Origin of the sequence: Achromobacter sp. ACM02, assembly GCF_014851605.1 — a bacterium.
GTDB classification, from domain to species: Bacteria; Pseudomonadota; Gammaproteobacteria; order Burkholderiales; family Burkholderiaceae_B; genus Achromobacter; species Achromobacter aegrifaciens.
This window is the reverse complement of the sequence record NZ_JACUZY010000006.1, coordinates 1-25,228: the sequence shown is the minus strand read 5'-3', so window position 1 is coordinate 25,228 and position 25,228 is coordinate 1. Positions and strand designations below refer to the sequence as shown.

Below are 25,228 nucleotides of genomic sequence, written 5' to 3'. Positions count from 1 at the left end.
CCGCTATCCGCTTTCCCGCTTTTCTTTTTGGTCATTCCCCATGAAATCTTCCATGCGCAGCCGGCTGGAGCACCTGTGTCACCGCCTGATCGAGGTCGACGCGCTGCTCGCCGAACCGGAAACCGCGTCCGACATGGACCGTTTCCGCAAGCTCTCGCGTGAACGCGCTGAACTGGAACCCGTGGTTGAGGCGTTCACCGCCTTTGCCCGCACCGAGGATGATCTGGCCGCGGCGCAAGAAATGCTGTCCGACCCGGACCTGAAATCCATGGCCGAGGACGAGATCAAGTCCGGCCGCGTCAAGCTCGAGGAACTGGAAGGCGCATTGCAGTTGCTGCTGTTGCCGCGCGACCCCAACGACGGGCGCAGCGTGTTCCTGGAAATCCGCGCCGGCACGGGCGGCGATGAAAGCGCGCTGTTCTCGGGCGACTTGCTGCGCATGTATACGCGCTACGCGGAACAGCGCGGCTGGCGCGTGGAACTGATGTCCGAAAGCGCATCCGAGCTGGGCGGCTACAAGGAAGTGATCGCACGCATCGACGGCGATGGCGCCTATGGCCGCCTGAAATTCGAGTCCGGCGCGCACCGCGTGCAGCGCGTGCCTGCCACCGAGGCGCAGGGCCGCATCCACACCTCCGCCTGCACGGTGGCCATCATGGCTGAAGCGGACGAGATGTCGGAAATCGTCATCAACCCCAGCGACCTGCGCATCGACACCTTCCGCGCCAGCGGCGCGGGCGGCCAGCACATCAACAAGACCGATTCGGCGGTGCGCATCACCCACTTGCCGACGGGGCTGGTGGTGGAATGCCAGGATGACCGGTCCCAGCACCGCAACAAGGACAAGGCCATGCAGGTGTTGGCCGCGCGCCTGAAGGACAAGGAAACCCGCGAACGGCAGAGCAAGGAAGCCGCCGAGCGCAAGAGCCTGATCGGTTCGGGCGATCGCTCCGAGCGCATCCGCACCTACAACTTCCCGCAGGGCCGCGTGACCGACCACCGCATCAACCTGACGCTGTACAAGCTGCAGCAGATCATGGAAGGCGATCTGGAAGAGCTGACCGGCGCCTTGATCTCCGAACACCAGGCCGAGCAGCTGGCGGCCCTGGGCGACGACATCTGAGCCCGGCCATGACGCCGCCCCAGCTGAAAAGCCTGCTGCTCGACACGCGCCTGCCCCGCCTGGAGGTGCGCATGCTGCTGGAGCACGTGCTGGCCAAGCCGCGCGCCTGGCTGCTGGCGCACGATACCGACCCCTTGCTGCCTGAAACGGCCGCGGCCTACGAGGCCCTGGCCCAGCGGCGCCTGGCCGGGGAACCCATGGCCTATCTGCTGGGCCACCGCGAATTCATGGGTCACCGCTTCCGCGTGACCCCGGACGTGCTGATTCCGCGCCCGGACACCGAGGTGCTGGTGGAGACCGCGCTGGAATGCCTGGCCGGCCTGGCCGCGCCCGCGGTGCTGGACCTGGGCACAGGCAGCGGCGCGATCGCCATTTCGATTGCGCTGGCGCGCCGCGACGCCCGGGTGATGGCGTCCGACGTCAGCTCCGCCGCGCTGGCGGTCGCCGCCGGCAACGCCTGGGACCTGGCCGCATCCGTGCGCCTGGTCGAAGGCAGCTGGTACGAGGCCGTGCCAGCCGGCGAGGGCTTCGACCTGATCGTGTCCAATCCGCCCTATGTTGCCTGCGACGACCCGCACCTGGACCAGGGCGACGTGCGCTTCGAGCCGCGCGGGGCGCTGACCGACGGCGCGGGCGGTCTGGAAGACCTGGCCCGCATCGTCCAGGGCGCCGGCCGTCACCTGAAACGGGGGGGATCCCTGTGGATGGAGCATGGCTGGGACCAGGCACAAGCCGTGCGGGGCCTGCTGGCCGCGGCCGGATTCCAGGACGTGCACAGCCGCCAGGACCTGGCCGGCATCGAGCGTATTTCCGGCGGCCGGCTGCCCGCCTGACCGCATTCCCGGCGGGACGCCCGGGGTATCCGGGCGAATTTTCCCGCTGTACCTATAATTGGCGTATTCCGTTATGCCTGTCCAAGAGACCACCATGAGCGACGTTCAAGAATTCATCCGCGAAACCGTGACCCAGCACCCCGTCGTGCTGTTCATGAAGGGCACCGCCCAGTTCCCGCAATGCGGCTTTTCCGGCAAGGCCATTCAGATCCTGAAGGGCTGTGGCGTGAAGAAGCTGGTCACCGTCAATGTGCTGGAGGACGACGAAGTCCGCCAGGGCATCAAGGAATTCTCCAACTGGCCCACGATTCCGCAGCTGTACGTGGCCGGCGAGTTCATCGGCGGCTCGGACATCATGAACGAGATGAACGAATCCGGCGAACTGAAGACGCTGCTGGACCAGTCCGGCGCAACGGCCTGATCAGCCCATGCGGCGACTGGTCATCGGCATCACGGGCGCCACGGGCTCCCTGTACGCCGTGCGCATGCTGCAGGCATTGCGCGGCGTGGACGATGTCGAAACGCATCTGGTGGTGTCGGCCTCCGGCGTGCTGAACATCAAGCACGAGCTGGACGTCAGCCGCCATGATGTCTATGCCCTGGCCGACCACGTGCACAGCGTGCGCGACGTGGGCGCTACGCTAGCCAGCGGCGCGTTCCAGACGGCCGGCATGGTCATCGTGCCGTGCTCCATGCGCACGCTGGCGGCCGTGGCCCACGGCCTGTCGGATAACCTGATTACCCGCGCCGCCGACGTGACCCTCAAGGAGCGCCGGCGCCTGGTGATGATGGTGCGCGAGACGCCCTTCAACCTGGCGCACCTGCGCAACATGACTGCCGTCACCGAAATGGGCGGCATCGTGTTTCCGCCGCTGCCCGCGTTTTACCACCGGCCCGCCTCCATCGAAGAGATGGTGGACCATACCGTGGCGCGGGTGCTGGAGCTGTTCGACATCATCGTGCCCGGACCGCATTGGGAAGGCATGAAGTAACGATCGCCGCATCAAAAAAAGAAGAGCTCCAGGTCTGGAGCTCTTTTCATTTGCGCGATGGCGCCGGGTTGCTGGCGATTACACCGTTGCGATCGGCGTGACCGGCGAACCGATTGCATGCGGCAGGCGCAGGGGCGGGGCGGTCAGCATGAAGTGGTGCCGGCCGTTGGCGTGCAGCCAGTCCGCCAGGTCCTTCAGGTACCAGAGTTCCGCCAGCGGCAGTCCCAGCTTGAACAGGCAATGGTGGTGCAGCGGCAGCATGGCGCGCGGGCCGGTCTTCTCGCGCGCGGGATAGGCTTCCACGGCGTAGTTGTCGGCGCAGATGGCGGCGATGCCGCTGTCCGTGATCCATTGCAGCAGCGCCTGGTCGGTGCCGTCCAGCGCGGCGCCGTAGGTGTGCAGCGTCTCGGCGTCGGGCGTGCCGTTCATGGCGACCACCGCTTCGGCGTAGCCGGTGCGCAGCACCAGCATGTCGCCGGTTTCGACGCTGATGCCGTCCGTCTTCAGTACATGCATCAGTTCGGCATGGCCGATCAGTGTGCGGCCGGGGCCGTAGTGGCGCAACAGGTCCACCAGCACGCCGCGGCCCTGCATGCCCTTCTGCGCCAGGTTTTCCACGCCCAGCTTCAGCGCCGCCGACGGGCCGCCGCTGTTGCAGCCGCAGCCGGTATGGTCGCCGTCGGCCGGGCCGACGACGTCCACGCCGGCCTGGTAGCCGTTGTAGTAGCGCAGTTCGGGCTTGCCGTCGCCGTCGGCGTCGAACAAGGCGCCCACGTGGGCCAGCGCGTCCCATTGCGTCGAATACTGCATCGACAGCAGCACCTGGTCATCGCTGAGCACGTCCACCGCGTCCGGGTTGACGTTGCGCAGCGGGAAGTTCAGGTAGGGCGTGTCCGCCAGGCGCGTGGGGCTCAGTTGCGGCGGATGACGGCGCGGGTTGAGCACGTTGCCGCCGGGCAGGTCCAGCGGCAGCGACAGGCAGAAGGTCTTGCCGGCGCGGATTTCACGCGCGCCTTTCAGGACTTGTTCTTCGGTAATGAGGTTCAGGCGGCCGAGTTGGTCGTCGTGCCCGAAGTCGCCCCAGTTGGAGCCTTCGGGCCGGTTTTTCCAGCGCTGCATGCCGCTTACCCCTTCAGGAAGTCGACGACCGTGCGGGTGAAGACTTCGGGTTGCTCCCAGTTCGAGATATGGGAGGTGTTCATTTCGAAGTAGCGCGCGTCGGGGATGGCCTCAGCCAGTTCACGGCCTTGGGCCGGGGTGGCGGCCAGGTCGTGCGTGCTGCTGATGACCAGCGTGGGCGCCTTGATCGAGGCCACTTGTTCGCGGAAGTCGGCGTCGCGCAGCGCGGCGCAGTTGCCCGAGTAGCCAGCGTCCGGCGTGCGTCGCAGCATGTCGATCAGCACCTGGGTCAGGCCAGGCTCGGCCGCGCGGTAGCTGTCGGTGAGCCAGCGTTCGACCAGCGTGGGCGCCATCTTTTCCAGGGTCTGTTCGGCGACCGCGGCGATGCGGGCGCTCCAGCCTTCGGCCGAGCCGATGCGCGCGGCGGTGTTGCAGAGGATCAGCTTGTCCAGCAGTTCGGGACGCGCCAGCGCCAGCCACAGGCCGGTGGGGCCGCCCATCGACAGGCCGCAGAAGTGCGCGCGCTTGATGTTCAGGTGCGCCAGCAGTTCGGCGACGTCGTTGCCCAGCTGCTCGAAGCTGTATTCGCCCTCGGGGATCGACGACTTGCCGTGGCCGCGGGTGTCGTAGCGCAGCACGCGGAAGTGCTTGCTCAGTTCGGGAATCTGGCGGGCCCACATGTCGGAGCAGGTGCCCAGCGAGTTGGAGAGCACGAGCACCGGCGCGTCGGCGGGGCCATCGATGACGTAGTACAGCCGTGCCTGGCTGAGATCGGCGTAAGACATGCGGGTTTATTCCTTGCGTTTACAGGTGGCAGACGCCGTCGACATAGGCCTTGCGCCAGCGCGTGATGGTCACGCGCTCGAACAGATTGGCCTGGGAGAACGGGTCGGCGTCGATGAACTGCTGCGCGGCTTCGCGCGTTTCCAGGGCCACGATGTAGAGGCCGCCGCCGGCGTCCTTGCCGTCGTCCTGCAGCTTGGCGCCGCAGGCCAGCAGCAGCTGCTTGTTCGCGTCCAGGTATTCCAGGTGCGCGGCGCGATGCTGCTGGCGCACTTCCTGGTGGCCGGGCTTGTCGAAGGTTTCGATGATGTAGGGCATCAGCCGCTCCTGGTCAGATTGCCGAGGGGTGGCGCGCCAGCGCCGTGACGTTGATGTCCATGTACGGGAACAGCGGCAGCGAGGACAGCAGCGTGTGCAGCTCGTCGTTGCTTTCGACGTCGAAGATGCTGACGTTGGCGTAGCGGCCGGCCACGCGCCACAGGTTCTTCCACTTGCCGTCGCGCTGCAGCTGCTGCGCCAGGGCCTTTTCGTCGGCCTTCAGCTTGTCGGCGCGGTCGGCGGGCATGTCGACGGGAAGATTGACTTGCATTTGAACCATGAACAACATGATGACTCTCTCCTGTAAAGCCGCTCCGGCGATGCCGGAGCGCGCACAAAATTCAGCGGGAAAACTTCAGCGGCAGGCCGGTAAGGCGCAGCAACTCGTCGGCGGTGGTGTCGCCGAACATGTCGATGACGGTCACGCCGTCGGCGCGGATGTCGAACACCGCCACGTCGGTGTACACGCGCGACACGCAGCGCACGCCGGTCAGCGGATAGGTGCAGGCCTCGACCAGCTTGCTCTGGCCTTCGCGGGTCTGCAGTTCCATCATCACGAACACGTCCTTGGCGCCGATCGCCAGGTCCATCGCGCCGCCCACGGCGGGAATTGCGTCGGGCGCGCCGGTATGCCAGTTGGCCAGGTCGCCGTGCTGCGAAACCTGGAAGGCGCCCAGCACGCAGATGTCCAGGTGGCCGCCGCGCATCATCGCGAACGAGTCGGCGTGATGGAAGAACGAGCAGCCGGGCAGTTCCGTCACGGGCTGTTTGCCGGCGTTGATCAGGTCGTAGTCTTCCTCGCCCTTGGCGGGGGCGGGGCCCATGCCGAGCATGCCGTTTTCGGTGTGCAGGATGACTTCGCGGTCCGCCGGCAGATGGTTGGCGACGAGCGTGGGCAGGCCGATGCCCAGGTTCACGTAGGCGCCTTCAGGAATGTCCTGCGCCACGCGGGCGGCGATCTGGTCGCGGGTCAGTTTGGTGCTCATTGCTGCTCCTTGGCGGCCGGGGTGGCTGCGATCTGCACGACGCGTTTCACGAAGATGCCGGGGGTGACGACGGTTTCCGGGTCCAGCTCGCCCAGTTCGACCACTTCACGCACCTGCGCCACCGCCACGCGCGCCGCGCTGGCCATGATGGGGCCGAAGTTGCGGGCGGTCTTGCGGTAGACCAGGTTGCCCCAGCGGTCGCCGCGTTCGGCTTTGATGAGCGCGTAGTCGGCGTGCAGCGGATACTCCAGCACGTACTGGCGGCCGTTGATCTCGCGGATTTCCTTGCCGTCGGCGAGCGGCGTGCCGTAGCCGGTGGGCGTGAAGAACGCGCCGATGCCGGCGCCGGCGGCGCGGATGCGCTCGGCCAGGTTGCCCTGCGGCACCAGTTCCAGCTCGATCTTGCCGCTGCGGTACAGGCCGTCGAAGATCTGCGAATCCACCTGGCGCGGGAACGAGCAGATGATCTTGCGCACGCGGTTGGCGCCCAGCAGGGCGGCCAGGCCGGTGGTGCCGTTGCCGGCGTTGTTGTTGATGATGACCAGGTCCTTCGCGCCCTGCTCCAGCAGGGCGTCGATCAGTTCCATGGGCTGGCCGGCTGTGCCGAAGCCGCCGATCATGACGGTGGCGCCGTCGGGTACGTCCGCCAGGGCGGCCGCCGCGCTTGCAACAAGCTTAGAAATCATGATGTTTGCTCATAGGTGGCGTGTCATAATTTGTTCTTAATTAGAACTTTCGTTCTTCTGAAGAACATCGTTTCATGGGGATGAGCCGGGCGTCAAGGCGAGCCGGCGCGGCGTCATCCCCATTTACTCTTTTTGCGGTAGACGGATGGCCGAGCAAGATACCCAGCAACCCAGCGACAGCTACGTGCAGTCCTTCGCGCGCGGCTTGTCCGTGATCCGGGCCTTCGGCCCCGACCGTTCCGAGATGACTTTGTCCGAGGTCGCGGCCGTGACCGGGCTGACTCGCGCCGGCGCGCGCCGCATCCTGCTGACGCTGGAGCACCTGGGCTACGTCACCGTCGACGACCGCAAGTTCTCGCTGACCCCGCGCATCCTGGAGCTGGGCTACGCCTACCTGTCCGGCACGCCGCTGTGGAACCTGGCGTTGCCGTACATGGAAGAAGTGGCCGAGCAGACGCGGGAGTCGTGTTCCGTTTCGGTGCTGGAAGGCGCGGACATCGTCTACATCCTGCGCCTGTCCACGCACAAGGTCATGACCATCAACCTGGCCGTGGGCAGCCGCCTGCCGGCCTGGGCGACCTCGATGGGCCGCGTGTTGCTGGCGGGGCTGACGGAGCCGGAGCTGGACCGGGTGCTGGCGCTGAGCCAGATCCAGTCCTACACCCCGCACACCGTCACGGACCTCGCGGAGTTGAAGCGCGTGCTGGCCGGCGTGCGCGCCGACGGCTACGCCTGCGTCGCGCAGGAGCTGGAGCCGGGGCTGCAGTCGGTGGCCGTGCCCATCATGGACCGCAGCGGTCGCGTGATCGCCGCGATGAACGTCAGCGGCCATGCCAACCGCTTTACGCGCGAGGAAATGCTGGCGGCGTTTCTGCCGCCATTGCGCCGCGCGGCCGACCAGATCAACCACGCCCTGCTTCGCCGTTAGGCGGGGCAGGGGAGAGACGAGGGCGGCTGGCGTGCGCACGGCGGATCTCAGATGGGCGCGACGCCCAGCGTCGTGCCGCCGCAGACGTACAGCATCTGGCCGGTGACGAAGCCGTTGTCCGGCGACAGGAAGAACATCGCGGCGCGCGCCACGTCTTCGGGCGTGCCCAGGCGCTTGACCACGATGCTGTTGATGATGCGTTCGGTCTGCGGCGCGCCTGCCGGATTGCTCTTGGTGAACAGATCGGTGGCGATGGGGCCGGGACCGATGGCGTTGACGGTGATGCCGTCGCCGCCCAGTTCCATGGCCAGCGTGCGGGTCAGGCCCACCAGGCCGGCCTTGGTGGCCGAATAGACCACGCGGTCCGGCTTGCCCAGCGCGGCGCGCGACGACATGTTCACGATGCGGCCGAAGCCGGCTTCGCGCATGGCGGGCAGCGCGGCCTGCACCAGGATCAGCGCGGTGCGCAGGTGCAGGTTGACCACGTAGTCCAGGTCCGCGAGCGTGGCCGTGTCGGCCGTGCCCGGGCGGGTCGCGCCGGCGTTGTTGACCAGGCCCACGATGTTGTAGGCCGCGGTCACTTCGCGGGCGACTTCCTTGGTGCGCGCTTCGTCGGTCAGGTCGGCCTGATAAGACACCAGCCCCGCGGGCGGATTCTCGGGCAGCTTGTAGTCGATGTTGACGACCTTGTGTCCCGCATCCAGCAGCATGCGGATGATCGCAGCCCCGATCCCGGCGCTGCCGCCGGTCACGAGATACGCAGTAGGTTTGCTCATATCGGTTCCGTTCCTAGAGTAAGCGCGCCGGTCAGTGGGTCAGATAACCCCAAAGGAGGACGGCGGTGATGTGGATCACGCCGACCCACAGCATCATGATGACGGTATAGCCCATCACGTCGCGCAGCTTGAGCTTGGACAGCGCCAGCGCGGGCAGGATCCAGAAGGGCTGCACCAGGTCGTTCCAGGCGTTGCCCAGCATGACGGCCATGGTGGTCTGGTTCAGCGCGCTGCCGATTTCCTTGGCGGCGTCGATCATGAACGGACCCTGGATGACCCAGTGGCCGCCGGCCGAAGGCGCAAAGAAGTTGATGACGAACGAGCTGATCAGGCCCCAGAACGGCAGCGACTCGGGCGTGGCCACGTCGACGAACACTTGCGAGATCGTGGTGACCAGGCCGGAGGCGGCCATGATGGCCATGATGCCGGCGTAGAAGGGGTACTGCAGGATGATGCCGGAGATCGTCTTGATGCCTTCGGTCAGCTTGGCCACGTAGGCGGCCGGCGTGCCCAGCAGGATGATGCCCAGGAACAGGATGATGAAGTTGATCAGGTTCAGGTCCAGCGAACCGCCGTCCATGAAGTGGAAGGTCACGTAGGCGATGCCCAGCGCGCCGATCAGCAGGCTCAGGATGCGGCTGTTGTTCAGCTTGGAGGCGATGGTGCCTTTTTCCAGCATGTCTTCGGCGGCGCTGGACGTGTTGGCGTCGCGGTCGATGGCCGGGTCCACTTCAACGATCTTCTCGCCCTTCTTGGGGTGCAGCCAGGCGTTGAGCAGCGGCAGCGTCACGATGATCACCAGGCTGGTGATCAGCATCGGCACCGAGAAAATGGTTTCCGACAGCGGGATGGTGCCCATCTGCTTGGCGGTGGGGTGATTGGGGGTGGCGACCAGCACGGGGATGCTGGCCGACAGGCCCAGGCCGTACATGGTGAAGCCGCTGTAGGCCGCGGCGATGATCAGGGGGTAGTGCACGCCCTTGACCTTCAGCGCCAGCTTCTTGGCGACGATGCCGCCGATGACCAGGCCGAAGCCCCAGTTCAGGTAGCTGCCGATGCCGCCGACCAGCGTCGCCACGATGATGGCGGTGTGCGGCTTGTGCACGTGGCTGACGATGCGGTTGAGCATGCGGTCGGTGAGCGGCGCCGTGGCCAGCACGTAGCCCATCGCCAGGATCACGGCCATCTGGGTCGTGAAGGCCAGGAGGCTCCAGAAGCCGTTGCCCCAGGCGCGCGTGATGTCGCCGATGCCCTTGCCCTCGACGCCCATGGCCAGCAGCACGGTGAGCAGGGTCAGCGCGATCGCGAAGACGAAGGGGTCGGGCAGATACTTGCGCATCAGCTCCGTAAAGAATGAAGCCAGTTTATTCATGGTGCCTCCTACAAACTCCGGTAAGGCTAAGTTTTCTCGCGTCTTGCGCCGCCCGGCGCCGGGTGTCGGCGGGGGCGGGTGGGACGATTGCTTTCTTTGTGTGGTTGGGCTTGTGGCCCGCTGGCGCTGGTGGCGGGATGCCCCGCGCCTTATGTAGTGAATGCTTTGCTTGCGCGGCCGTCAGGAGCCGTTGGCCTTGCCGTTGAGCCAGTCAGCCAGTTCGCCTAGCGCGGCGCTTTTCTCGCGCAGCACGCGCTCGCGGCGTTCGGGGCTCCAGGTGTAGAAGCCCTGGCCGCTCTTGGCGCCGATCTGGCCGCTTTCGACCTTGCTCTTCAGGAGTTCGGAAGGTTCGGTGCGGTTTTCCAGGTCTTTGTAGAGATAGCTGGCGATCGCGTAGTGCACGTCGATGCCGTTCATGTCGCGCTGTTCCAGCGGTCCCGACAGGGCCAGGCGGATGCCCAGGCTCCACTTGACCACTTCGTCGATGTCCTCGGCGCTGGCCACGCCTTTCTCCAGCAGCGAGATGGCCTCGCGTGCCAGGGCGTGCTGGATGCGGTTGGCGATGAAGCCGGGGATGTCCTGGCGCACCAGCACCGGACGCTTGCCGGCGTAGCGCAGCGTGGCCATCACCCGGGCGACCGTGTCCTCGGAGGTGCCGTCGTTGCGCACCACTTCCACCAGCGGAATCACGTCGGCGGGCGTAAAGAAATGGGTGCCCACGAAACGGTCGCGCCGCACTACCGCGCTGGCGATGGCGTTGATGGACAGGCCGGAGGTGTTCGTGGCGAAGAGGGTGTGCGCGGGGCACAGGGAATCGAGCTTGGCGAAGATGCCGCGCTTGAGCTCCAGGTTCTCGGGCACGGCCTCGATCACCAGGTCGCTGTTGCAGGCCGCTTCCAGCCCCGGTGCGACTTGAATGCGCTGCATCGCTTCCTGGACGTTGCCCGGGGCATAGACATTCAACTGGCGGTCTATGGTCTGCAGCGCGCGGTCCAGCGCGCCTTCCATCGGGTCGATCAGGACGACGTTCAATCCCTTCGAGGCGAACAGCGCGGCGATGCCGCTGCCCATGGCGCCTGCGCCGACGATGGCGAGATTCTTGAGGGGAGTATCCATGATGGTTCGCTCGGTGCTGACACGCCGGGCTTGCGGGCGGGCACGTGCGGAACCAGGATGCTTTCTGTCTCTTCCGGGTGTGCCTTCCTGTGCGCCTGGCCAGAAAAATCTTTATGTTCTATATACGAACATTTGTGCGTATATAGAATTTCTGAAAGAGATAGTACTAAAAGTCGCGGGGGGCGGACAAATGGGGGATTTTGGGTGTCCGGCTGGTGGACGGTGCGCAGGCAGGGGACGCCGGCCCGCGCTCTGGCGCGAGCGCGGGCCGGCCTGACCTCACCAGCGGTAGGTGGCTGTGCCGATCACCCGGCGCGGTTCGCCGTAGAAGCAGCCGTAGGTGCAACTGCCGATATAGGTCTTGTCGGTCAGGTTGGACGCGTTCAGCGCGAACTTCCATGGCCCCGTCGCGTAGCTGATCATGGCGTCGAACAAGGTGAAGGATGGCACCTCCACCGGCATGCCGTGCGCCATGCCGCGGGTGCTGCCCACATAGCGCAGGCCAGCGCCGATTCTCAAGCCAGGCAGGCCGAAGTCGCCGAAACCATAGTCGCCCCATAGCGAGAACTGGTTGTAGGGGACCGAGCTCAGGCGCTTGCCTTCCTCGTCGGGCTGCAAGGGGCTGGCCTTGAGCGTGCGCGCGTCGGTGTAGGCGTAGGCGGCGATCAGGTTGGCATTGCGGCCGATGCGGGTGCGCGCCTCCAGTTCCAGGCCGCGGGTCCGCGCCTCGCCGGCCTGTATCTGATAGGACGTGTCCAAGGGGTCGGTCACGGTCATGTTCTTGCGGGTCAGTTGGTAGACCGCCGCCGACAGCATGGTGTCCGAGCCGGCGGGCTGGTAGCGCAGCCCGGCTTCGTACTGCTGGCCGGTGGTGGGCTGGAAGCGGCTGCCTTGGCGGTCCTGGCCGCTGGTAGGCTCGAATGACTCGCTATAGCTGAGGAACGGCGCCAGCCCGTTGTCGGCCAGGTAGACCAGGCCGGCGCGGCCGGTGAAGGCCTTGCTCTTTTCGCCGTCCGCATATTTTTCGTCGGTGAAGAAGTTGTGCTCGTCGACCGTGACCCAATCCTGTCGTCCGCCCAGCAGGACGACCCATTTGTCGGCGATCTTGATCTGGTCCTGAACGTAGATGCCCAGGCGCTTCATGTCGGTGACGGAGGAGGACCCGGGGAACGGCGCGACGGGGCCTAGCGGCATGCCATACACAGGATCGTAGAGGTCGATGTTGTTGTTGCTGCGGATATAGCGTTCGGTTTCGTGTTTGGGCAGCGAGTAATCGATGCCCGCCAACAGCGTGTGGCGCACCATGCCGCTGCCCACCTCGTATTGCAAGGACGTATCGGAGATCAGGGCGGAGGAGCGATCCCAGCGTGGCATGGCGCCGCGATCGGCGGTCCAGCGCTGGTCGGGCGCGAGCTGCCAGATGTCGGTGGAGTGATAGGTGCTGTCCGCATGGAAATAGCGTGCACTGTTGCGCAGCTTAAGCTGGCTGTTGAAGGCGTGTTCGAACAGATAGCCGATCGAATAGCGTTCCATGTTGAACTTGTCGAAACCAGGCTCGCCGGTAAAACGATTGCGTGGGATCCGGCCGTTGACGTTGGGGAGCACCGTGCCTTGCGCCGGCAGGCCATAAACGTAGACGGTGTGGTCCTTCTGGTATTCCGCAAGCAGGGTCAGCGAGGTGGCGGCGCTTGGCTGCCACGTGATGGCAGGCGCGATGTAGGTCCGATCGTCAGGCACATGGTCGATGAACGTATCGCTCTCGCGCAGCAAGGCGGTCAATCGGTACGACCACTTGCCATCTTCATCGAGCGCGCCGCCGAAATCGCCGGAGATCTGCTTGCGGCTGTAGTTGCCCGCTTCAACGTTCAGTTCGCGCAGCGGCTCCACGGTGGGGCGTTTGCTGACCGTATTGATGATGCCGCCGGGCGACGCGGAGCCGTAGAGGACGGAGGATGCGCCCTTGAGGAACTCGATGCGCTCCAGCCCATACACCTCCTGCCGCCCGTTGTAGATGTTCACGGTGTACAGCATGCCGTCGCGGTAGTAGTTGCCCAGGTTGCTGCGGAAGCCCCGCAGGAACAGGCTGTCAGACGTGCGGTCCATGCCTTCAGCGCGGCTGACGCCCGCCACGTAGCCCAGCGCATCTTGAATGCTCTGCGATTTCAGGGTGTCGATTTCCTCCGCGCCCACGACCGAGATCGATTGCGGCGTTTCGATGATGGGCGTGTCGGTACGGGTGCCGGTCGCGCTGAGCCGGGCCGCGTAGCCATGCAGGGGGCCGGTGGCGGTCTCCGCGGCCTGCGCGGTGACGGTCACGGCTTCGAGAGTGGTGGCGTCGTGGTGCGACGCCGGCGCGGGGCGCAGCGTGTAGCTGCCGTTGCTTTCCGGCAGGGCTTGCAGGCCTTGGTCGCGCAGCAATTCACCGAAGCCTTCGCGCACCGAATAGCTGCCTGACAGGCCGTTGCTGCGCTTTCCATGCAGCAGCGCGGCGTCCATGCTCAGTTCTACGCCGGCCGCGCTGGCGTAGGCATTGAGCACCTGGCTCAGCGGGCCGCCGGCGATGTCGTAGCTGCGCCTGGTCTCGACGCTCTGCGCCTGCGCGGTGGCGGTCGCGCCAGGGATGACGCAGAACGCCACGCTGAGAAACAGCGCCAGGCGCATCAGGCGGGGAATCGCGGGGCGGAGCGCTGGCGTGGCTGGCGCGTGGGAATGGGACCTGGGCTGCGGGTGACGGGACATTGGGTGATGCCTTGCGGTTCGTGCTGGAGATGAAAGGGGGTCACCCTATATCCCGAGCAAGAACGCCGAATCCGCAATTGCCGCCTCGAAAAGTTTGTAACGGCGACAGCCGATTGGCCGTCATTGCGCTGCCTGCACTGTCACCCAGTAGCGCGTCCGGTAGCTAACCGCCACCGGCAGAGCCCGCGTGAGGTTGTCCAGCGCCCGGTCCGTGTTGCGTACGGAAAAGACGCCGCTCACCAGCAGGCCCGCAACCTCGGGATCGCAGCGCAGCAGGCCTGGCCGGTAGCGGGCCAGTTCTGCCAGGAATTCGTCCAGGCGCATGGCATCGGCCACCAATACCCCGCGGCTCCAGGCCGCCGCGCTTTCCTGCGCAGGACTAGGTGCCGCGGCGCCGCCTGACGAAAAGCGCGAACCCTGGCCGGCTTGAAGCAGGACTGCCTGTTCCGGTGCGCCGAGGGGACGGATTTCCACGGCGCCTTCGAACACGGCCACGCGGGAGGTTTCGGTATCGTCCCTGACCGAGAATCGGGTGCCCAGGGCCTGGATGGAGCCGTGGCGGCTGCGCACCCGGAACGGCCGGGCCATGGCTGCGAGATCTGGCGCGGTTGCTACCAGGATTTCTCCGGCGTGCAGCACCACCACGCGTTCGTCCGCGGTGAACCTGAGGTCGATGGCGGTCGCGGTGGACAGCGTCACGCTGGACCCATCCGGCAGGGTGATGGTCCGGATTTCGCCAGTGCCGCTGCGGTAGTCGGCCGTTGCGGTTTGCCAGGAGTCGGTGCCGCGCAGGATGTAGCCCACGCCCACGATGGTTGCGCCCAGCCCCAGCAGGCTGATCGCGCGGCGCCGCGAGACGCCAGCCGGGCGTTTGCGCAGAGCGTGGCTGGCGGCCTGCGGCGATACGCTGCCGAGCTTGTCCTCGAATTCCAGCAGCCGTTGCCAAGCCAGTTCATGGTCGGCATGTTGCGCGCGCCAGCGGGCGCAGTCGGACTGGTCGGTGGGGTTGACGTCTTCCGACCACAAGCGCGCCATCCATTCGGCTGCCCGCTGCACGATGGCGGGGTCGATGGCCCGATTCAAGCCCTGGGGATTTGACGGAATGCCGGGCGTGGCGGACATGCCCGGTCAGCCGCCAGGGGGCGCGTGCAGGGCCTGGTAGCAGGCCAGCAGCGCGGAAGCCACGTATTTCTCCACCGACGACACCGACACGGCCAGCCGCGACGCGATGTCGCGGTAGCTCAAACCGTCCAGTTTGCGCAGCAGCAGCGCCTCGCGCGCCTTGGCTGGCAGGCTCTGCAGCACGGCGTCGATCTCGACCAGGGCTTGTACCGCCATGGCGCGGGCTTCTTCCGACGGCGCATGCGCCTGCGGCAGACCGGCGAGGGCTTCGAGATAGGCGGCCTCGATCTGGCGGCGGCGGTAGAGGTCGATCACCAGGCCGCGGGCGACCTGCGCCAGATGCTGGCGCGACTGGTGCGGTTCGGGCAGCCGGCCAGTGTGCAGGATGCGCAGATAGGTGTCGTGCGCCAGATCCGCCGCGTCGAACGCATTGCCCAGCCTTCGACGCAGCCAGCTTCTCAGCCAGCTGTGATGATCGGCATACAGGCCTTCGATGCCCTGCTGCGCTGCGGATTGGTTGGTCGACATGCGGGCCCCTGCAACGCGCGAAGGCGGCAAAAATGGCGCGGGTAAAGGATGAGAATCAGACTCATTCTATACCGCGCGCCATTTCACCAGCAATCGCTAGCCCGAGTTGCGCAGCCCCGCCGCAATCCCGTTGATCGTCAGGTGGATGGCGCGCTGCACGCGCTTGTCGACCTCGGCCTCGGGATGCTTCTGCGCCGCGCGGTGGCGGCGGATCAGGTCGATCTGCAGGTAATTGAGCGGATCGATGTAGGCGAAGCGCTCGCGCAACGACGCCTGCAGCGTGGGGTTGTCGGCCAGCAGTTCGCGCTGGGTCAGCAGCTTGAGCATGGCCAGCGTGCGGCCGTGCTCGGCGCTGATGGCGCCGAAGATGCGTTCGCGCACGCCGCGCTGCGGCACCAGCTGCGCGTAGCGCGCGGCGATCGCCAGGTCGGACTTGGCCAGCACCATTTCCATGTTGGACAGCAGCGTGCGGAAGGCGGGCCAGTCGCGCGCCATTTCGCGCAGCTGGGCCAGGCGGCCGCGGCGCGAGCGGGGCGCGTCGGGGGCGCCGGTTTCCAGATAGGCCTCGATGGCCGACCCCATGCCGTACCAGCCGGTCAGCATCAGGCGGCATTGCGCCCAGGAAAAGCCCCAGGGGATGGCGCGCAGGTCTTCGATGCGCTGGCCTTTCTTGCGCGAGGCGGGACGCGAGCCGATGTTCAGGCCTGCGATTTCGCTGATGGGCGTGGCGGCGAAGAAGTAATCGGCAAAGCGCGGGGTGTCGTAGACCAGGCCGCGGTAGGTGCGCTGCGCGGTTTCGGACATGAAGGACATGGCCGGGCCGTGCTGGGCCATGTGCGCGTCTTCCGCGCTGGTGGCTTCGGCGCGCGGCGCGAGGCTGGATTCCAGCGTGGCCGCGACCAGCAGTTCCAGGTGCCAGCGGCCGACCTCGGCGTCCTTGTACTTGCTCTGGATGACTTCGCCCTGTTCGGTCAGGCGGATCTGGCCGGCCACGGTGCCCGGGGGCTGTGCCAGGATGGCGTCGAAGCTGGAGCCGCCGCCGCGGCCTACCGAACCGCCACGGCCATGGAACAGGCGCAGCCGCACGTTGCGGGCCGAGAACACGTCGACCAGCGCGCGCTCGGCCTGGTAGAGCGACCAGTTGGACGTGAGGAAGCCGCCGTCCTTGTTGCTGTCCGAATAGCCCAGCATGACTTCCTGCGCGCCGTTCTGCGCCAGCTTCACGCGCTGGCGGATTTCGGGCAGGTCCAGCCAGGCAGCCATGATCTCGGCGCCGCGCTGCAAGTCGGGAATGGTCTCGAACAGCGGCACGACCATCAGGCCGTCCTCGGGCTGGATCTCCTGGCCCGCCGGGGCGATGAGGCCGGCTTCCTTTTGCAGCACCATGACTTCCAGCAGGTCGCTCAGCGTTTCGGTGTGCGACACGATGGTCTGGCGCACGGCCTGCTTGCCGTAGCGCGCGCGGCCGGCGGCGGCGGCGCGCAGCACCGCCAGTTCGCGCGTGGTGTCTTCGCTATAGGCGATCCAGGGCGAGGCCAGCGGACGGGCCTGCGCCAGTTCGGCGCGCAGCAGTTCGACGCGTTGCTCTTCGGTGAGCGCCAGGTAGTCCAGCGGCTTGCCGTCGCGTTGCGTGCCGGCGAGGGTGAACAGCTCGGCCAGCGCGCGCTCGTGCACGTCGGAACTCTGGCGCAGGTCCACCGTGGCCAGATGAAAGCCGAATACTTCCACGGCCTGCTGCAAGCCGGCCAGGCGCAGCTTGGCGATGGGCGAGCCATGGTGGGCGGCCAGCGACGCGGCGATCACGGCCAGATCGGCGGACAGCTCTTGCGGACCTTCGTAGGGGGCTGCCGCGACGGTGCTGCGCCGCGCCAGGTCCTGGCCCGTCAGGCGCTGCGCGGTGGCGGCCAGGCGGGCGTACACGCCGACCAGCGCGCGGCGGTAGGGCTCATCGCGGCGGTGGGGCGAATCGTCGCCGCTGGCGTCGGCCAGGGCCAGCAGTTCGGCATCCACGCCAATCAGCAAGGTGGTGACGGACAGCTCCGCGCCCAGCGCATGGACCTCTTGCAGATAGTGTTCGAACAGCACGGTGGCCTGGCGCAGCAGCGCGCGTTCCAGGGTGCTGGCATCCACGTTGGGGTTGCCGTCGCGGTCGCCGCCGATCCAGCTGCCCATGCGCAGGAAGGGCTCCAGCGGCGCGGGCGGAGCGGCGAAGGGCTTGGCGGACTCGCGGCTCAGCAGCTTGGACAGGTCGCCGTACACGCGCGGAATGACTTGCAGGAAGGTGCTGCGGTAGTACGACAGCGCGTTCTCGATTTCGTCGGCCACCGTGAGGCGCGTGTAGCGCAGCATGCGGGTCTGCCACAGTGTGGCGACGCGGCCGAGGAGGGAGGCGTCCAGGTCGGCCAGCTCTTCCGGCGTGAGCGTGCCTTCGCGCTGCGTCAGCGCGCCGGCGATCTCGCGGTGCACGTCCAGCGTGCTCTTGCGCTGCACTTCGGTGGGGTGCGCGGTCAGCACCGGCATGACGCAGGCTTCGGCCAGCAGCCGGCGGATGCGGGCTACGCCCACGCCCTGGCGGCCCAGGGTCTGCACCGCGTCCCGCAGGCTGCCGCGCTCGGGCGCGCCGCTGGCGATGGCGCGGGCGCGCTGGCGGCGATTCTGGTCGCGGTCTTCGGCGATATTGGAAAGGTGCAGGAAGTAGCTGAAGGCGCGCGCCACCGAGTTGGGGTCGCTGCCTTGCAGGCGCTTGACGCGCTGCTCCAGCAATTTGCCGTCGGCGTCGTTGCCTTCGCGGCGGAACTTTACGGCCGTGCGGCGCAGGGTTTCGATGGTGTCGAAGACGCGTTTGCCCTCACATTCCTCGATGACGGTGCCCAGTAATCGGCCTAATAGCCGGATATCGTGACGCAAGGGTTCTGCTGAATCGGACTGCGGGCGCATGGCATTCATCTGGCGGGGATCCGTCGAGGCTGCTGAGAGAGGGGAAGGGGTAGGAAAGAAGAGGCGTTGCAGGTAAACCGGGAAAGAGAATCTGGAAGATTTTACGCAGACTTTTTACGCCAGCCGCCGGCATCGGTTTAAAGTCCGCCAGCAGCATGTTTACACTAAAGGCAGGCCGTCACCTGTGCGTACAAGCCTTCAGTCCCTTCGTCTTTCCAGAAGCCCCCATTTATGCAAAATCATCAACGTCGCGCGCTCGTGCTGTTTTCGGGCGGCCAGGATTCCACCACTTGCCTGGCCTGGGCGCTGGACCGCTACGCCCATGTGGAAACCGTGGCGTTCGACTACGGGCAGCGCCACCACATTGAACTGACTGCGCGGCTGAACGTGCTGCGCGAGATCCGCAGCAATTTCCCCGACTGGGCGCCGCGCCTGGGCGAGGATCATCTGCTGGACCTGAAGGTGCTGGGCCAGGTGGGCGATACCGCCATGACCAGCGACCGCGCCATCGAAATGCAGGCCAACGGCCTGCCCAACACTTTCGTGCCTGGGCGCAACCTGCTGTTCCTGACGCTGGCCGCCGCACTGGGCTACCGCCGTCAGCTGGACGTGCTGGTGGGCGGCATGTGCGAAACCGATTTTTCCGGCTATCCGGATTGCCGCGACGACACCATCAAGGCGCAGCAGGTGGCGCTGGGCCTGGGCTTGGGCTCGCGGGTCACGATCGAGACGCCGCTGATGTGGATCGACAAGTCCGAGACCTGGGCGCTGGCGCATCGGCTGGGCGGCGACGCGCTGGTGGAAACCATCGTCGAGGAAAGCCACACCTGCTATCTGGGCGAGCGCGGCGCGCGCCACGACTGGGGCTACGGCTGCGGCGAGTGTCCCGCCTGCAAGCTGCGCAAGATCGGTTGGGAAAAATGGGTGGTGGCCTCCGCCGCCGAGGGTTGAGACGCCGGCCGCCGCCATCGCGCGGCGGGCGCTTCAGGCAAACGCCGCGCGCGTCCTGGCGATGAACTTCCACCGCAGCGCGAACGCTGCCGCACCGATAGCCGCGGCCAAGCCCACCGACAGCCCCATCGCGCCGCGTGCGCCGTAGCTGTCCACGATGTAGGCATAGGCGACCGGAGAGGCGGCGGTGACCAGGAAGCTGGGGATCAGCAATGAACCCACCAGCGTGCCATAGCTGCGGAAATCGAAGAGCGCCAGCGGCAGGGTGCCGCGCGTGATGGTCAAGAGGCCATTGCAGGCGCCATAAAGCAGCGCGTAGGTGGCGGTGGCATAGAGGTTGCCGCCGGACAGCAGCGCCAGCAGGAAGCACAGGGGCAGCAGCGCGCCGACCGCCAGCGTCAATGTCAGCGGATGCAGGCGCGAGCCCAACGCCACGTCGGCCAGACGGGCCGCGAACTGGCCGACGCCCCACAGGGCCGCGACGCTGACCGCGGCGGCCGCGGCCAAGCCCAGGCCCGACAGCAATGAAATCAGATGGGCCGCGTTGCCCGCCGCCAGAAAGTTGGTCAGCATGGCGACCAACGCGTACAGTCCGCCCGCCAGGCGGCGCTCGGCGGCGTTGCGGGTGAGGCCGGCGGGCGCCTTGTCCTTGCCGCCGGGGGCCGCTGCATAGCGTGCACGCGGCAGCGCCAGGTAAAGCGGCACCGTGGCCAGCGCCAAACCGGCATAGGCCAGCGCCGCGCCGCGCCAGCCCAGCCAGCCCGACAGCGCATGGCCTACCGGCCACATCACCGTGGACGCGAGTCCGCCGAACAATGTGATCTGCGACATGGGCCGGCGCGCCAAGGGGCCGGCCGCGCGCGCCAGCGAGGCGAAAGCCGCGTCGTACAGGCTCAGCCGCATGCCAACGCCCAGCACGGCCCAGGACAGGAAGTACCAAGGTATGGCGTGCGCGATCGACAGGCCCGTGCAGCCCAGCGCGCCCAGTAGCGCGCCCAGCGGCATGACGCGATGGCCGCCCCAGCGGTCCACGGCCATGCCGGCCAGCGGCGACACCAGGGCCATCACCACGATGGCCGCCGAAAAACCGCCGTAGACGGTGGCGGCGTTCCAGCCCAGGTCGGCGGCCATTGCGGGTCCCAGGGCGCCGATCAAGTAGTACGTCACGCCCCAGCCGACCAGTTGCGTCAGCCCCAGGCAGACGATGGCGCGCGGCGCAATCACGGCCGTTGCGGCGGTGTGGCGTCGCCTTCGCCCAGCGCGCGCTGCATCAGCACCGTGTCGCGCCATTCGCCATGCTTGTGCCCCACCGAACGCAGGGTGCCGGCGGGATGGAAGCCCTGGCTGGCGTGCAGCGCCAGCGATGCGGCGTTGCGGCTGTCGCCCACGACGGCCAGCATCTGGCGCCAGCCGGCGGCGGTGCAGCGCTCGATCAGCTCGGCCAGCAGCTTGCCGCCGATGCCCAGGCCGGAGCGGCCCGCCTTTACGTACACCGAATCTTCGACCGTGTGGCGGTAGGCCGGGCGCGGGCGGTAAGGCGTGACGTAGGCGTAGCCCACGACCTCACCGTTGATCTCGGCCACCAGATAGGGCATTTCCTTTTCCAGTACGGCGCCGCGGCGCTGGCGCATTTCCTGGATGGACGGAGGCTCCAGCTCGAACGAGGCGGTGCCGTGCTGTACATGGTGGGCGTAGATGGTCTTGATGGCGGGAAGATCGGCTTCCGCGCTGTCGCGGATGAGGACGGTGGGGCGGGGGGACGACATGGGCGGGCCGTGAGCAGGAAAGGAAAACAGAAGCCGCCAGTGTCGCGCAAGCTTATTTATTAATAAAGCTTTGGTCCATTATGATTTGTATAAGTAAAACTTTGGATTCAGCGATGCGTGGCCTTAACCTGGATCACCTGCGCACCTTTGCGCAGGTGATCGAACTGGGCAGTTTTTCCGCCGCTGCGGAGCGGGGCGGCGTGACGCAGCCCGCCGTCAGCCTGCAGATCCGCCAGTTGGAGCGGCGCTTCGGCCTGAAGCTGGTGGAACGCATCGGCCGCCGCGCCGGCCCGACAGCGGCCGGGCTGGAGCTGCTGTCGCACGTGCGCGTCATCGACGCGGCGCTGGCGCAGGCCGAACTTGCCATGACCGCGCATGCGTCGCAGGTGTCCGGCCGCATCCGGCTGGGCACGGGCGCCACCGCCTGCACCTATCTGCTGCCGCCGATCCTGGCGGACCTGCGGCGGCGCTTTCCGGCATTGGATATCGTGGCCAGCACCGGCAATACGGCGGACATGCTGCGCGGGCTGGAGAACAACACGCTCGATATCGGCCTGGTCACCTTGCCCGCGCCGGGACGCATGTTCCAGGTCACGCCGGTGCTGGATGACGAGTTCGTGGCGATCTTTCCCGCCCGCGATCCGGCCGCCATACCCGCGGCCGCCACGCCGCAGGCGCTGGCGCAGCTGCCGCTGGTGCTGTTCGAACCGGGCGCGCGCACCCGCCGCCTGGTGGACGACTGGTTCGAGGACGCCGGGCTGGCCGCCAAGCCCGTGATGGAGCTGGGCAGCACCGAGGCCATGAAGGAGATCGTCGCCGCGGGCCTGGGTTGCGCGATCCTGCCCAGGCTGGCGGTTTCGGGCGCGGGCCAGCGCCAGGCGCTGGAGGTGCGCTCGCTGGCGCCGCGCCTGTCGCGCAGCCTGGCCATCGTGCTGCGAAGGGACAAACCGCTCAGCCGGGGGTTGCGGCATCTGCAGGACTCGCTGCTGGCGTTGCGTGGATGAACCCAAGGACGTGGGTACACTGGCGCAGACCATTCCACGCCACTTGAATCACAATCATCGCAAAATGGACAAGCCTGCTGCCCGCAAGCCCTATAAGCCCGCAGAGCTGGACCTGTTTCCTTATGAGTCCTCGCGGCGTCCGGTGGCCGGATTGGCGGTGGACTACGAAGACGGCCACCGCGTGCGCCGCCACCGGCACCGCCGCGCCCAGTTGCTGTACGCCATCTCCGGGGTCATGGTGGTGGATACCGACGCCGGGATCTGGGTGGTGCCGCCCACGCGCGGCGTCTGGGTGCCGGCCTGGGTGTCGCACGGCCTGCGCATGAGTGGCGAGCCGCGCATGCGCACCGTGTTTGTGGAGCCGGGCGCGGCCGCGCACTTGCCGTCCAGCTGCTGTGTGTTGTCGATTTCCCCTTTGCTGCGCGAGCTGATGGTCGCGGCGGCCGAGGTGCCGCTGGACTGGGCGCCCGACACGCGCGACGGCCGGCTGATGATGTTGCTGCTGGACGAATTGCGCCAGGAGCCGGTGCTGCCGCTGCACCTGCCGCAGCCTTCCGAACCCCGCCTGGCGCGCATTTGCCGCGCCATCGTGCGCCACCCGGAACGCCAGGACGGCGCCGCCGACTGGGGGCGCGCGCTGGGAGTGGACCCGAAGACGGTGCACCGGCTGTTCCTGCGGCACACCGGCATGACCTTTGGCCGGTGGCGCCAGCAGGCGCGGCTCCTGGCGGCAATGGAGCGGCTGGCGCGCGGCGAACGTGTGCTGGAGGTGGCGCTGGACCTGGGCTACGAAAGCCCCAGCGCTTTCGCGGCCATGTTCCGCAAGGCCGTGGGCGAGCCGCCCAGCGCCTTCGCGGCCCGCGGCATGGCGTCCGCCTGATGGCCGCGGCTGCGTCCCGGGGGCGGCCGACGGGCGAGGGCGGCCCGAACCAGCGTATTATTTAACGTTTTGCCGCCTACGCTAACAGCTACAGCCAGAGACAAACCATGCCGCACTACCGCTCCCGCACCTCGACCCACGGCCGCAACATGGCCGGCGCCCGCGCCCTGTGGCGCGCCACCGGCATGAAGGACGGCGACTTCGGCAAGCCGATCATCGCGGTAGTGAACTCGTTCACGCAGTTCGTGCCGGGCCACGTGCACCTGCGCGACCTGGGCGCGCTGGTCGCCAAGGAAATCGAGGCCGCAGGCGGCGTCGCCAAGGAATTCAACACCATTGCCGTGGACGACGGCATCGCCATGGGCCACGGCGGCATGCTGTATTCGCTGCCCTCGCGCGAACTGATCGCCGACTCGGTCGAATACATGGTCAACGCGCACTGCGCCGACGCCATGGTCTGCATCTCGAACTGCGACAAGATCACCCCGGGGATGCTGATGGCCGCGATGCGCCTGAACATCCCGGTCGTGTTCGTGTCGGGCGGTCCGATGGAAGCGGGCAAGGTCAAGTCGCCCACCGACGGCAAGGTCATCGCCAAGATCGACCTGATCGACGCCATGATCAAGGCCGCCGACCCCAAGGTGTCGGATGCGGAAGTGGCGGAAGTCGAACGCAGCGCCTGCCCGACCTGCGGCTCCTGTTCCGGCATGTTCACCGCCAACTCGATGAACTGTCTGACCGAAGCCATCGGCCTGGCGCTGCCGGGCAACGGCACGATCGTTGCCACGCACGCCTGGCGCAAGGGTCTGTTCGAACAGGCCGGCCGCCTGGTGGTGGACCTGTGCCGTCGTTACTACCAGGAAGAGGACGCGTCGGTCCTGCCGCGCAGCATCGCCACCAAGAGCGCGTTCCAGAACGCGATGGCGCTGGACGTGGCCATGGGCGGCTCGACCAACACCGTGTTGCACTTGCTGGCCGCGGCGCAGGAAGCTGGCGTGGACTTCACCATGGCCGACATCGACCGCATTTCGCGCAAGGTGCCGTGCCTGTGCAAGGCGGCGCCCGCCACCGACAAATACCACATCGAGGACGTGCACCGCGCTGGCGGCATCCTGGGCATCCTGGGTGAACTGGCGCGCGCGGACCTGCTCGATCTGTCCTGCGGCAACGTGCACAGCGGCACGCTGGGCAATGCGATCAAGCAATGGGACGTGGCCGGCGGCGCTGGCGAAGAGGCGCAGAAGTTCTATAGGGCGGCTCCGGGCGGCATTCCGACCACGGTGGCGTTCAGCCAGGACGCAACCTTCCTGACGCTGGATACCGACCGCAAGACGGGCTGCATCCGCAGCAAGGAAAGCGCCTATTCGAAGGACGGCGGCCTGGCCGTGCTTTACGGCAACCTGGCTGAAAAGGGCTGCATCGTGAAGACGGCGGGCGTGGACGAGTCGCAATGGGTCTTTACCGGCCGTGCGCGCGTTTTTGAAAGCCAGGACGATGCGGTGGAAGGCATTCTGGGCGACAAGATCGTTCCTGGCGACGTGGTGGTGATCCGCTACGAAGGCCCGAAGGGCGGTCCGGGCATGCAGGAAATGCTGTACCCGACGTCGTACCTGAAGTCCAAGGGCCTGGGCAAGACTTGCGCGCTGTTTACCGATGGCCGTTTCTCTGGCGGTTCGTCGGGTCTGGTGATCGGCCATGCTTCGCCGGAAGCGGCGGAAGGCGGCACGATCGGCCTGGTGGAAGAGGGCGACGTGATCGAGATCGATATCCCGAACCGCAAGATGCATCTGGCGGTGTCCGACGAGGAACTGGCGCGCCGCCGGGCGGCGATGGATGCTCGTGCCGATGGCTGGGAGCCGGTCGGTCGCGAACGTGTCGTGTCGCAGGCGCTGCAAGCGTATGCGGCGTTGGCGACTTCGGCGGATCGCGGGGCTGTGCGGGATTTGTCGCAGCTGAAGCAGAAGGGCAAGCGTTGATTTTGCTTGCTGTTGGGTAAGAGGGCGGCGCTTTTTAGCGCCGCTTTTTTTTTGGCGTCTGGTGAGTGCTGGTTGGTGTTGACGTCGTGCGTGCGTGCGGGTGCGGGTGCCGGTGCCGGTGCCGGTGCCGTAGTGCTTCGTAGGCCGCCCGTCGGCGCCGGCGCGTGGGAGGCGAGCGCCCACGATTGCGGTCCGGAGCCTTCGCTCCGGACTGCCCCTTCGTCATCTTCGTCCAGGCCTTCGGCCTTCCCTTCAGATTCCCTCGGGCGCATCGAGGTTGCTCGCCTCCCACG

General features: G+C 66.9%; 24 protein-coding genes. 9 read left to right on the top strand and 15 right to left on the bottom strand.

What is annotated here, in order from left to right; genetic code table 11:
• Nucleotides 1-40: 40 nt before the first annotated feature.
• From prfA to IB258_RS19360, 4 genes are all read left to right on the top strand, one after another.
• Entirely contained in the window at nt 41-1,123 is a 1,083-nt protein-coding gene (gene prfA / locus IB258_RS19375) for a peptide chain release factor 1 (RefSeq protein ID WP_054457628.1), read from the top strand.
• A gap of 8 nt (nt 1,124-1,131) precedes the next feature.
• Complete coding sequence (gene prmC, locus IB258_RS19370) at nt 1,132-1,956, top strand: peptide chain release factor N(5)-glutamine methyltransferase (RefSeq protein ID WP_054457627.1); 825 nt, start codon at nt 1,132-1,134, stop codon at nt 1,954-1,956.
• Nucleotides 1,957-2,050: 94 nt separating this feature from the next.
• Nucleotides 2,051-2,377, top strand: coding sequence for a Grx4 family monothiol glutaredoxin (gene grxD / locus IB258_RS19365; protein ID WP_042797530.1), 327 nt, complete (start codon nt 2,051-2,053; stop codon nt 2,375-2,377).
• A 7-nt stretch (nt 2,378-2,384) separates the two neighbouring features.
• Nucleotides 2,385-2,948 (top strand): UbiX family flavin prenyltransferase, encoded by a 564-nt coding sequence (locus tag IB258_RS19360; RefSeq protein WP_054457626.1) that lies wholly within the window; start codon nt 2,385-2,387, stop codon nt 2,946-2,948.
• A 78-nt stretch (nt 2,949-3,026) separates the two neighbouring features.
• Here the strand turns inward: IB258_RS19360 and IB258_RS19355 are convergent, their stop codons facing one another.
• Genes IB258_RS19355 through IB258_RS19330 form a run of 6 tightly spaced genes read right to left on the bottom strand, consistent with a single transcriptional unit; the run spans nt 3,027 to nt 6,840 of the window.
• Entirely contained in the window at nt 3,027-4,067 is a 1,041-nt protein-coding gene (locus tag IB258_RS19355; RefSeq protein ID WP_088159054.1) for a cyclase family protein, read from the bottom strand.
• Nucleotides 4,068-4,072: 5 nt separating this feature from the next.
• On the bottom strand, nt 4,073-4,852 hold the full coding sequence (gene pcaD / locus IB258_RS19350) for a 3-oxoadipate enol-lactonase (protein ID WP_192353061.1): 780 nt from the start codon (nt 4,850-4,852) through the stop codon (nt 4,073-4,075).
• 19 nt (nt 4,853-4,871) lie between these two features.
• Nucleotides 4,872-5,168: a YciI family protein gene (locus IB258_RS19345; RefSeq protein WP_054459424.1), complete on the bottom strand. Its 297-nt coding sequence runs from the start codon at nt 5,166-5,168 to the stop codon at nt 4,872-4,874.
• 13 nt (nt 5,169-5,181) lie between these two features.
• Complete coding sequence (gene catC / locus IB258_RS19340; protein ID WP_043546701.1) at nt 5,182-5,457, bottom strand: muconolactone Delta-isomerase; 276 nt, start codon at nt 5,455-5,457, stop codon at nt 5,182-5,184.
• A gap of 52 nt (nt 5,458-5,509) precedes the next feature.
• Nucleotides 5,510-6,154: a 3-oxoacid CoA-transferase subunit B gene (locus IB258_RS19335; RefSeq protein ID WP_013396545.1), complete on the bottom strand. Its 645-nt coding sequence runs from the start codon at nt 6,152-6,154 to the stop codon at nt 5,510-5,512.
• Nucleotides 6,151-6,840 (bottom strand): 3-oxoacid CoA-transferase subunit A, encoded by a 690-nt coding sequence (locus IB258_RS19330; protein ID WP_013396544.1) that lies wholly within the window; start codon nt 6,838-6,840, stop codon nt 6,151-6,153. The genes IB258_RS19335 and IB258_RS19330 overlap by 4 nt, the downstream gene beginning before the upstream one ends.
• 145 nt (nt 6,841-6,985) lie before the next feature.
• Between IB258_RS19330 and IB258_RS19325 the strand changes: the two genes are divergently transcribed.
• Nucleotides 6,986-7,768: an IclR family transcriptional regulator gene (locus IB258_RS19325; protein WP_192353060.1), complete on the top strand. Its 783-nt coding sequence runs from the start codon at nt 6,986-6,988 to the stop codon at nt 7,766-7,768.
• Nucleotides 7,769-7,815: 47 nt separating this feature from the next.
• On the opposite strand, the gene IB258_RS19320 is transcribed toward IB258_RS19325, so the two are convergent.
• The 7 genes from IB258_RS19320 to ppc all read right to left on the bottom strand — a co-directional run bounded on the left by IB258_RS19320 (nt 7,816) and on the right by ppc (nt 18,367).
• Nucleotides 7,816-8,544, bottom strand: a complete 729-nt coding sequence (locus tag IB258_RS19320; protein WP_054459427.1) for an SDR family NAD(P)-dependent oxidoreductase — start codon at nt 8,542-8,544, stop codon at nt 7,816-7,818.
• A gap of 31 nt (nt 8,545-8,575) precedes the next feature.
• Nucleotides 8,576-9,916 (bottom strand): short-chain fatty acid transporter, encoded by a 1,341-nt coding sequence (locus IB258_RS19315; protein WP_054459429.1) that lies wholly within the window; start codon nt 9,914-9,916, stop codon nt 8,576-8,578.
• 180 nt (nt 9,917-10,096) lie between these two features.
• The gene (locus IB258_RS19310; RefSeq protein WP_125470459.1) at nt 10,097-11,032 is read right to left on the bottom strand and encodes a 3-hydroxyacyl-CoA dehydrogenase family protein; all 936 of its coding nucleotides are present in this window, start codon (nt 11,030-11,032) and stop codon (nt 10,097-10,099) included.
• A 279-nt stretch (nt 11,033-11,311) separates the two neighbouring features.
• Nucleotides 11,312-13,771: a TonB-dependent siderophore receptor gene (locus IB258_RS19305; protein ID WP_192353059.1), complete on the bottom strand. Its 2,460-nt coding sequence runs from the start codon at nt 13,769-13,771 to the stop codon at nt 11,312-11,314.
• A gap of 120 nt (nt 13,772-13,891) precedes the next feature.
• On the bottom strand, nt 13,892-14,893 hold the full coding sequence (locus IB258_RS19300; protein ID WP_119450272.1) for a FecR domain-containing protein: 1,002 nt from the start codon (nt 14,891-14,893) through the stop codon (nt 13,892-13,894).
• A 6-nt stretch (nt 14,894-14,899) separates the two neighbouring features.
• A complete protein-coding gene (locus IB258_RS19295) occupies nt 14,900-15,421 on the bottom strand; it encodes a sigma-70 family RNA polymerase sigma factor (RefSeq protein ID WP_054459437.1) in 522 nt (173 codons plus the stop codon).
• A 96-nt stretch (nt 15,422-15,517) separates the two neighbouring features.
• On the bottom strand, nt 15,518-18,367 hold the full coding sequence (gene ppc / locus IB258_RS19290) for a phosphoenolpyruvate carboxylase (protein ID WP_054459439.1): 2,850 nt from the start codon (nt 18,365-18,367) through the stop codon (nt 15,518-15,520).
• A gap of 222 nt (nt 18,368-18,589) precedes the next feature.
• On the opposite strand from ppc, the gene queC reads away from it, so the two are divergent.
• A complete protein-coding gene (gene queC / locus IB258_RS19285; RefSeq protein WP_054459441.1) occupies nt 18,590-19,309 on the top strand; it encodes a 7-cyano-7-deazaguanine synthase QueC in 720 nt (239 codons plus the stop codon).
• Nucleotides 19,310-19,342: 33 nt separating this feature from the next.
• On the opposite strand, the gene IB258_RS19280 is transcribed toward queC, so the two are convergent.
• Nucleotides 19,343-20,533, bottom strand: coding sequence for an MFS transporter (locus IB258_RS19280; protein WP_192353058.1), 1,191 nt, complete (start codon nt 20,531-20,533; stop codon nt 19,343-19,345).
• Entirely contained in the window at nt 20,530-21,075 is a 546-nt protein-coding gene (locus IB258_RS19275) for a GNAT family N-acetyltransferase (RefSeq protein WP_054459444.1), read from the bottom strand. Before IB258_RS19275 ends, IB258_RS19280 begins: the two co-directional genes overlap by 4 nt.
• Before the next feature lie 113 nt (nt 21,076-21,188).
• Between IB258_RS19275 and IB258_RS19270 the strand changes: the two genes are divergently transcribed.
• The 3 genes from IB258_RS19270 to ilvD all read left to right on the top strand — a co-directional run bounded on the left by IB258_RS19270 (nt 21,189) and on the right by ilvD (nt 24,935).
• On the top strand, nt 21,189-22,079 hold the full coding sequence (locus tag IB258_RS19270; protein ID WP_192353057.1) for a LysR family transcriptional regulator: 891 nt from the start codon (nt 21,189-21,191) through the stop codon (nt 22,077-22,079).
• A gap of 64 nt (nt 22,080-22,143) precedes the next feature.
• Nucleotides 22,144-22,959, top strand: coding sequence for a helix-turn-helix domain-containing protein (locus IB258_RS19265; RefSeq protein WP_175160906.1), 816 nt, complete (start codon nt 22,144-22,146; stop codon nt 22,957-22,959).
• 107 nt (nt 22,960-23,066) lie between these two features.
• A complete protein-coding gene (gene ilvD / locus IB258_RS19260; RefSeq protein ID WP_054459450.1) occupies nt 23,067-24,935 on the top strand; it encodes a dihydroxy-acid dehydratase in 1,869 nt (622 codons plus the stop codon).
• Nucleotides 24,936-25,228 lie beyond the last annotated feature (293 nt).

Excerpts from the sequence above, each read along its gene's own strand:
- prfA (WP_054457628.1), top strand. The coding sequence starts at position 41 with ATGAAATCTTCCATGCGCAGCCGGCTGGAGCACCTGTGTCACCGCCTG.
- prmC (WP_054457627.1), top strand. The coding sequence starts at position 1,132 with ATGACGCCGCCCCAGCTGAAAAGCCTGCTGCTCGACACGCGCCTGCCC.
- grxD (WP_042797530.1), top strand. The coding sequence starts at position 2,051 with ATGAGCGACGTTCAAGAATTCATCCGCGAAACCGTGACCCAGCACCCC.
- IB258_RS19360 (WP_054457626.1), top strand. The coding sequence starts at position 2,385 with ATGCGGCGACTGGTCATCGGCATCACGGGCGCCACGGGCTCCCTGTAC.
- IB258_RS19355 (WP_088159054.1), bottom strand. The coding sequence starts at position 4,067 with ATGCAGCGCTGGAAAAACCGGCCCGAAGGCTCCAACTGGGGCGACTTC.
- pcaD (WP_192353061.1), bottom strand. The coding sequence starts at position 4,852 with ATGTCTTACGCCGATCTCAGCCAGGCACGGCTGTACTACGTCATCGAT.
- IB258_RS19345 (WP_054459424.1), bottom strand. The coding sequence starts at position 5,168 with ATGCCCTACATCATCGAAACCTTCGACAAGCCCGGCCACCAGGAAGTG.
- catC (WP_043546701.1), bottom strand. The coding sequence starts at position 5,457 with ATGTTGTTCATGGTTCAAATGCAAGTCAATCTTCCCGTCGACATGCCC.
- IB258_RS19335 (WP_013396545.1), bottom strand. The coding sequence starts at position 6,154 with ATGAGCACCAAACTGACCCGCGACCAGATCGCCGCCCGCGTGGCGCAG.
- IB258_RS19330 (WP_013396544.1), bottom strand. The coding sequence starts at position 6,840 with ATGATTTCTAAGCTTGTTGCAAGCGCGGCGGCCGCCCTGGCGGACGTA.
- IB258_RS19325 (WP_192353060.1), top strand. The coding sequence starts at position 6,986 with ATGGCCGAGCAAGATACCCAGCAACCCAGCGACAGCTACGTGCAGTCC.
- IB258_RS19320 (WP_054459427.1), bottom strand. The coding sequence starts at position 8,544 with ATGAGCAAACCTACTGCGTATCTCGTGACCGGCGGCAGCGCCGGGATC.
- IB258_RS19315 (WP_054459429.1), bottom strand. The coding sequence starts at position 9,916 with ATGAATAAACTGGCTTCATTCTTTACGGAGCTGATGCGCAAGTATCTG.
- IB258_RS19310 (WP_125470459.1), bottom strand. The coding sequence starts at position 11,032 with ATGGATACTCCCCTCAAGAATCTCGCCATCGTCGGCGCAGGCGCCATG.
- IB258_RS19305 (WP_192353059.1), bottom strand. The coding sequence starts at position 13,771 with ATGTCCCGTCACCCGCAGCCCAGGTCCCATTCCCACGCGCCAGCCACG.
- IB258_RS19300 (WP_119450272.1), bottom strand. The coding sequence starts at position 14,893 with ATGTCCGCCACGCCCGGCATTCCGTCAAATCCCCAGGGCTTGAATCGG.
- IB258_RS19295 (WP_054459437.1), bottom strand. The coding sequence starts at position 15,421 with ATGTCGACCAACCAATCCGCAGCGCAGCAGGGCATCGAAGGCCTGTAT.
- ppc (WP_054459439.1), bottom strand. The coding sequence starts at position 18,367 with ATGAATGCCATGCGCCCGCAGTCCGATTCAGCAGAACCCTTGCGTCAC.
- queC (WP_054459441.1), top strand. The coding sequence starts at position 18,590 with ATGCAAAATCATCAACGTCGCGCGCTCGTGCTGTTTTCGGGCGGCCAG.
- IB258_RS19275 (WP_054459444.1), bottom strand. The coding sequence starts at position 21,075 with ATGTCGTCCCCCCGCCCCACCGTCCTCATCCGCGACAGCGCGGAAGCC.
- IB258_RS19270 (WP_192353057.1), top strand. The coding sequence starts at position 21,189 with ATGCGTGGCCTTAACCTGGATCACCTGCGCACCTTTGCGCAGGTGATC.
- IB258_RS19265 (WP_175160906.1), top strand. The coding sequence starts at position 22,144 with ATGGACAAGCCTGCTGCCCGCAAGCCCTATAAGCCCGCAGAGCTGGAC.
- ilvD (WP_054459450.1), top strand. The coding sequence starts at position 23,067 with ATGCCGCACTACCGCTCCCGCACCTCGACCCACGGCCGCAACATGGCC.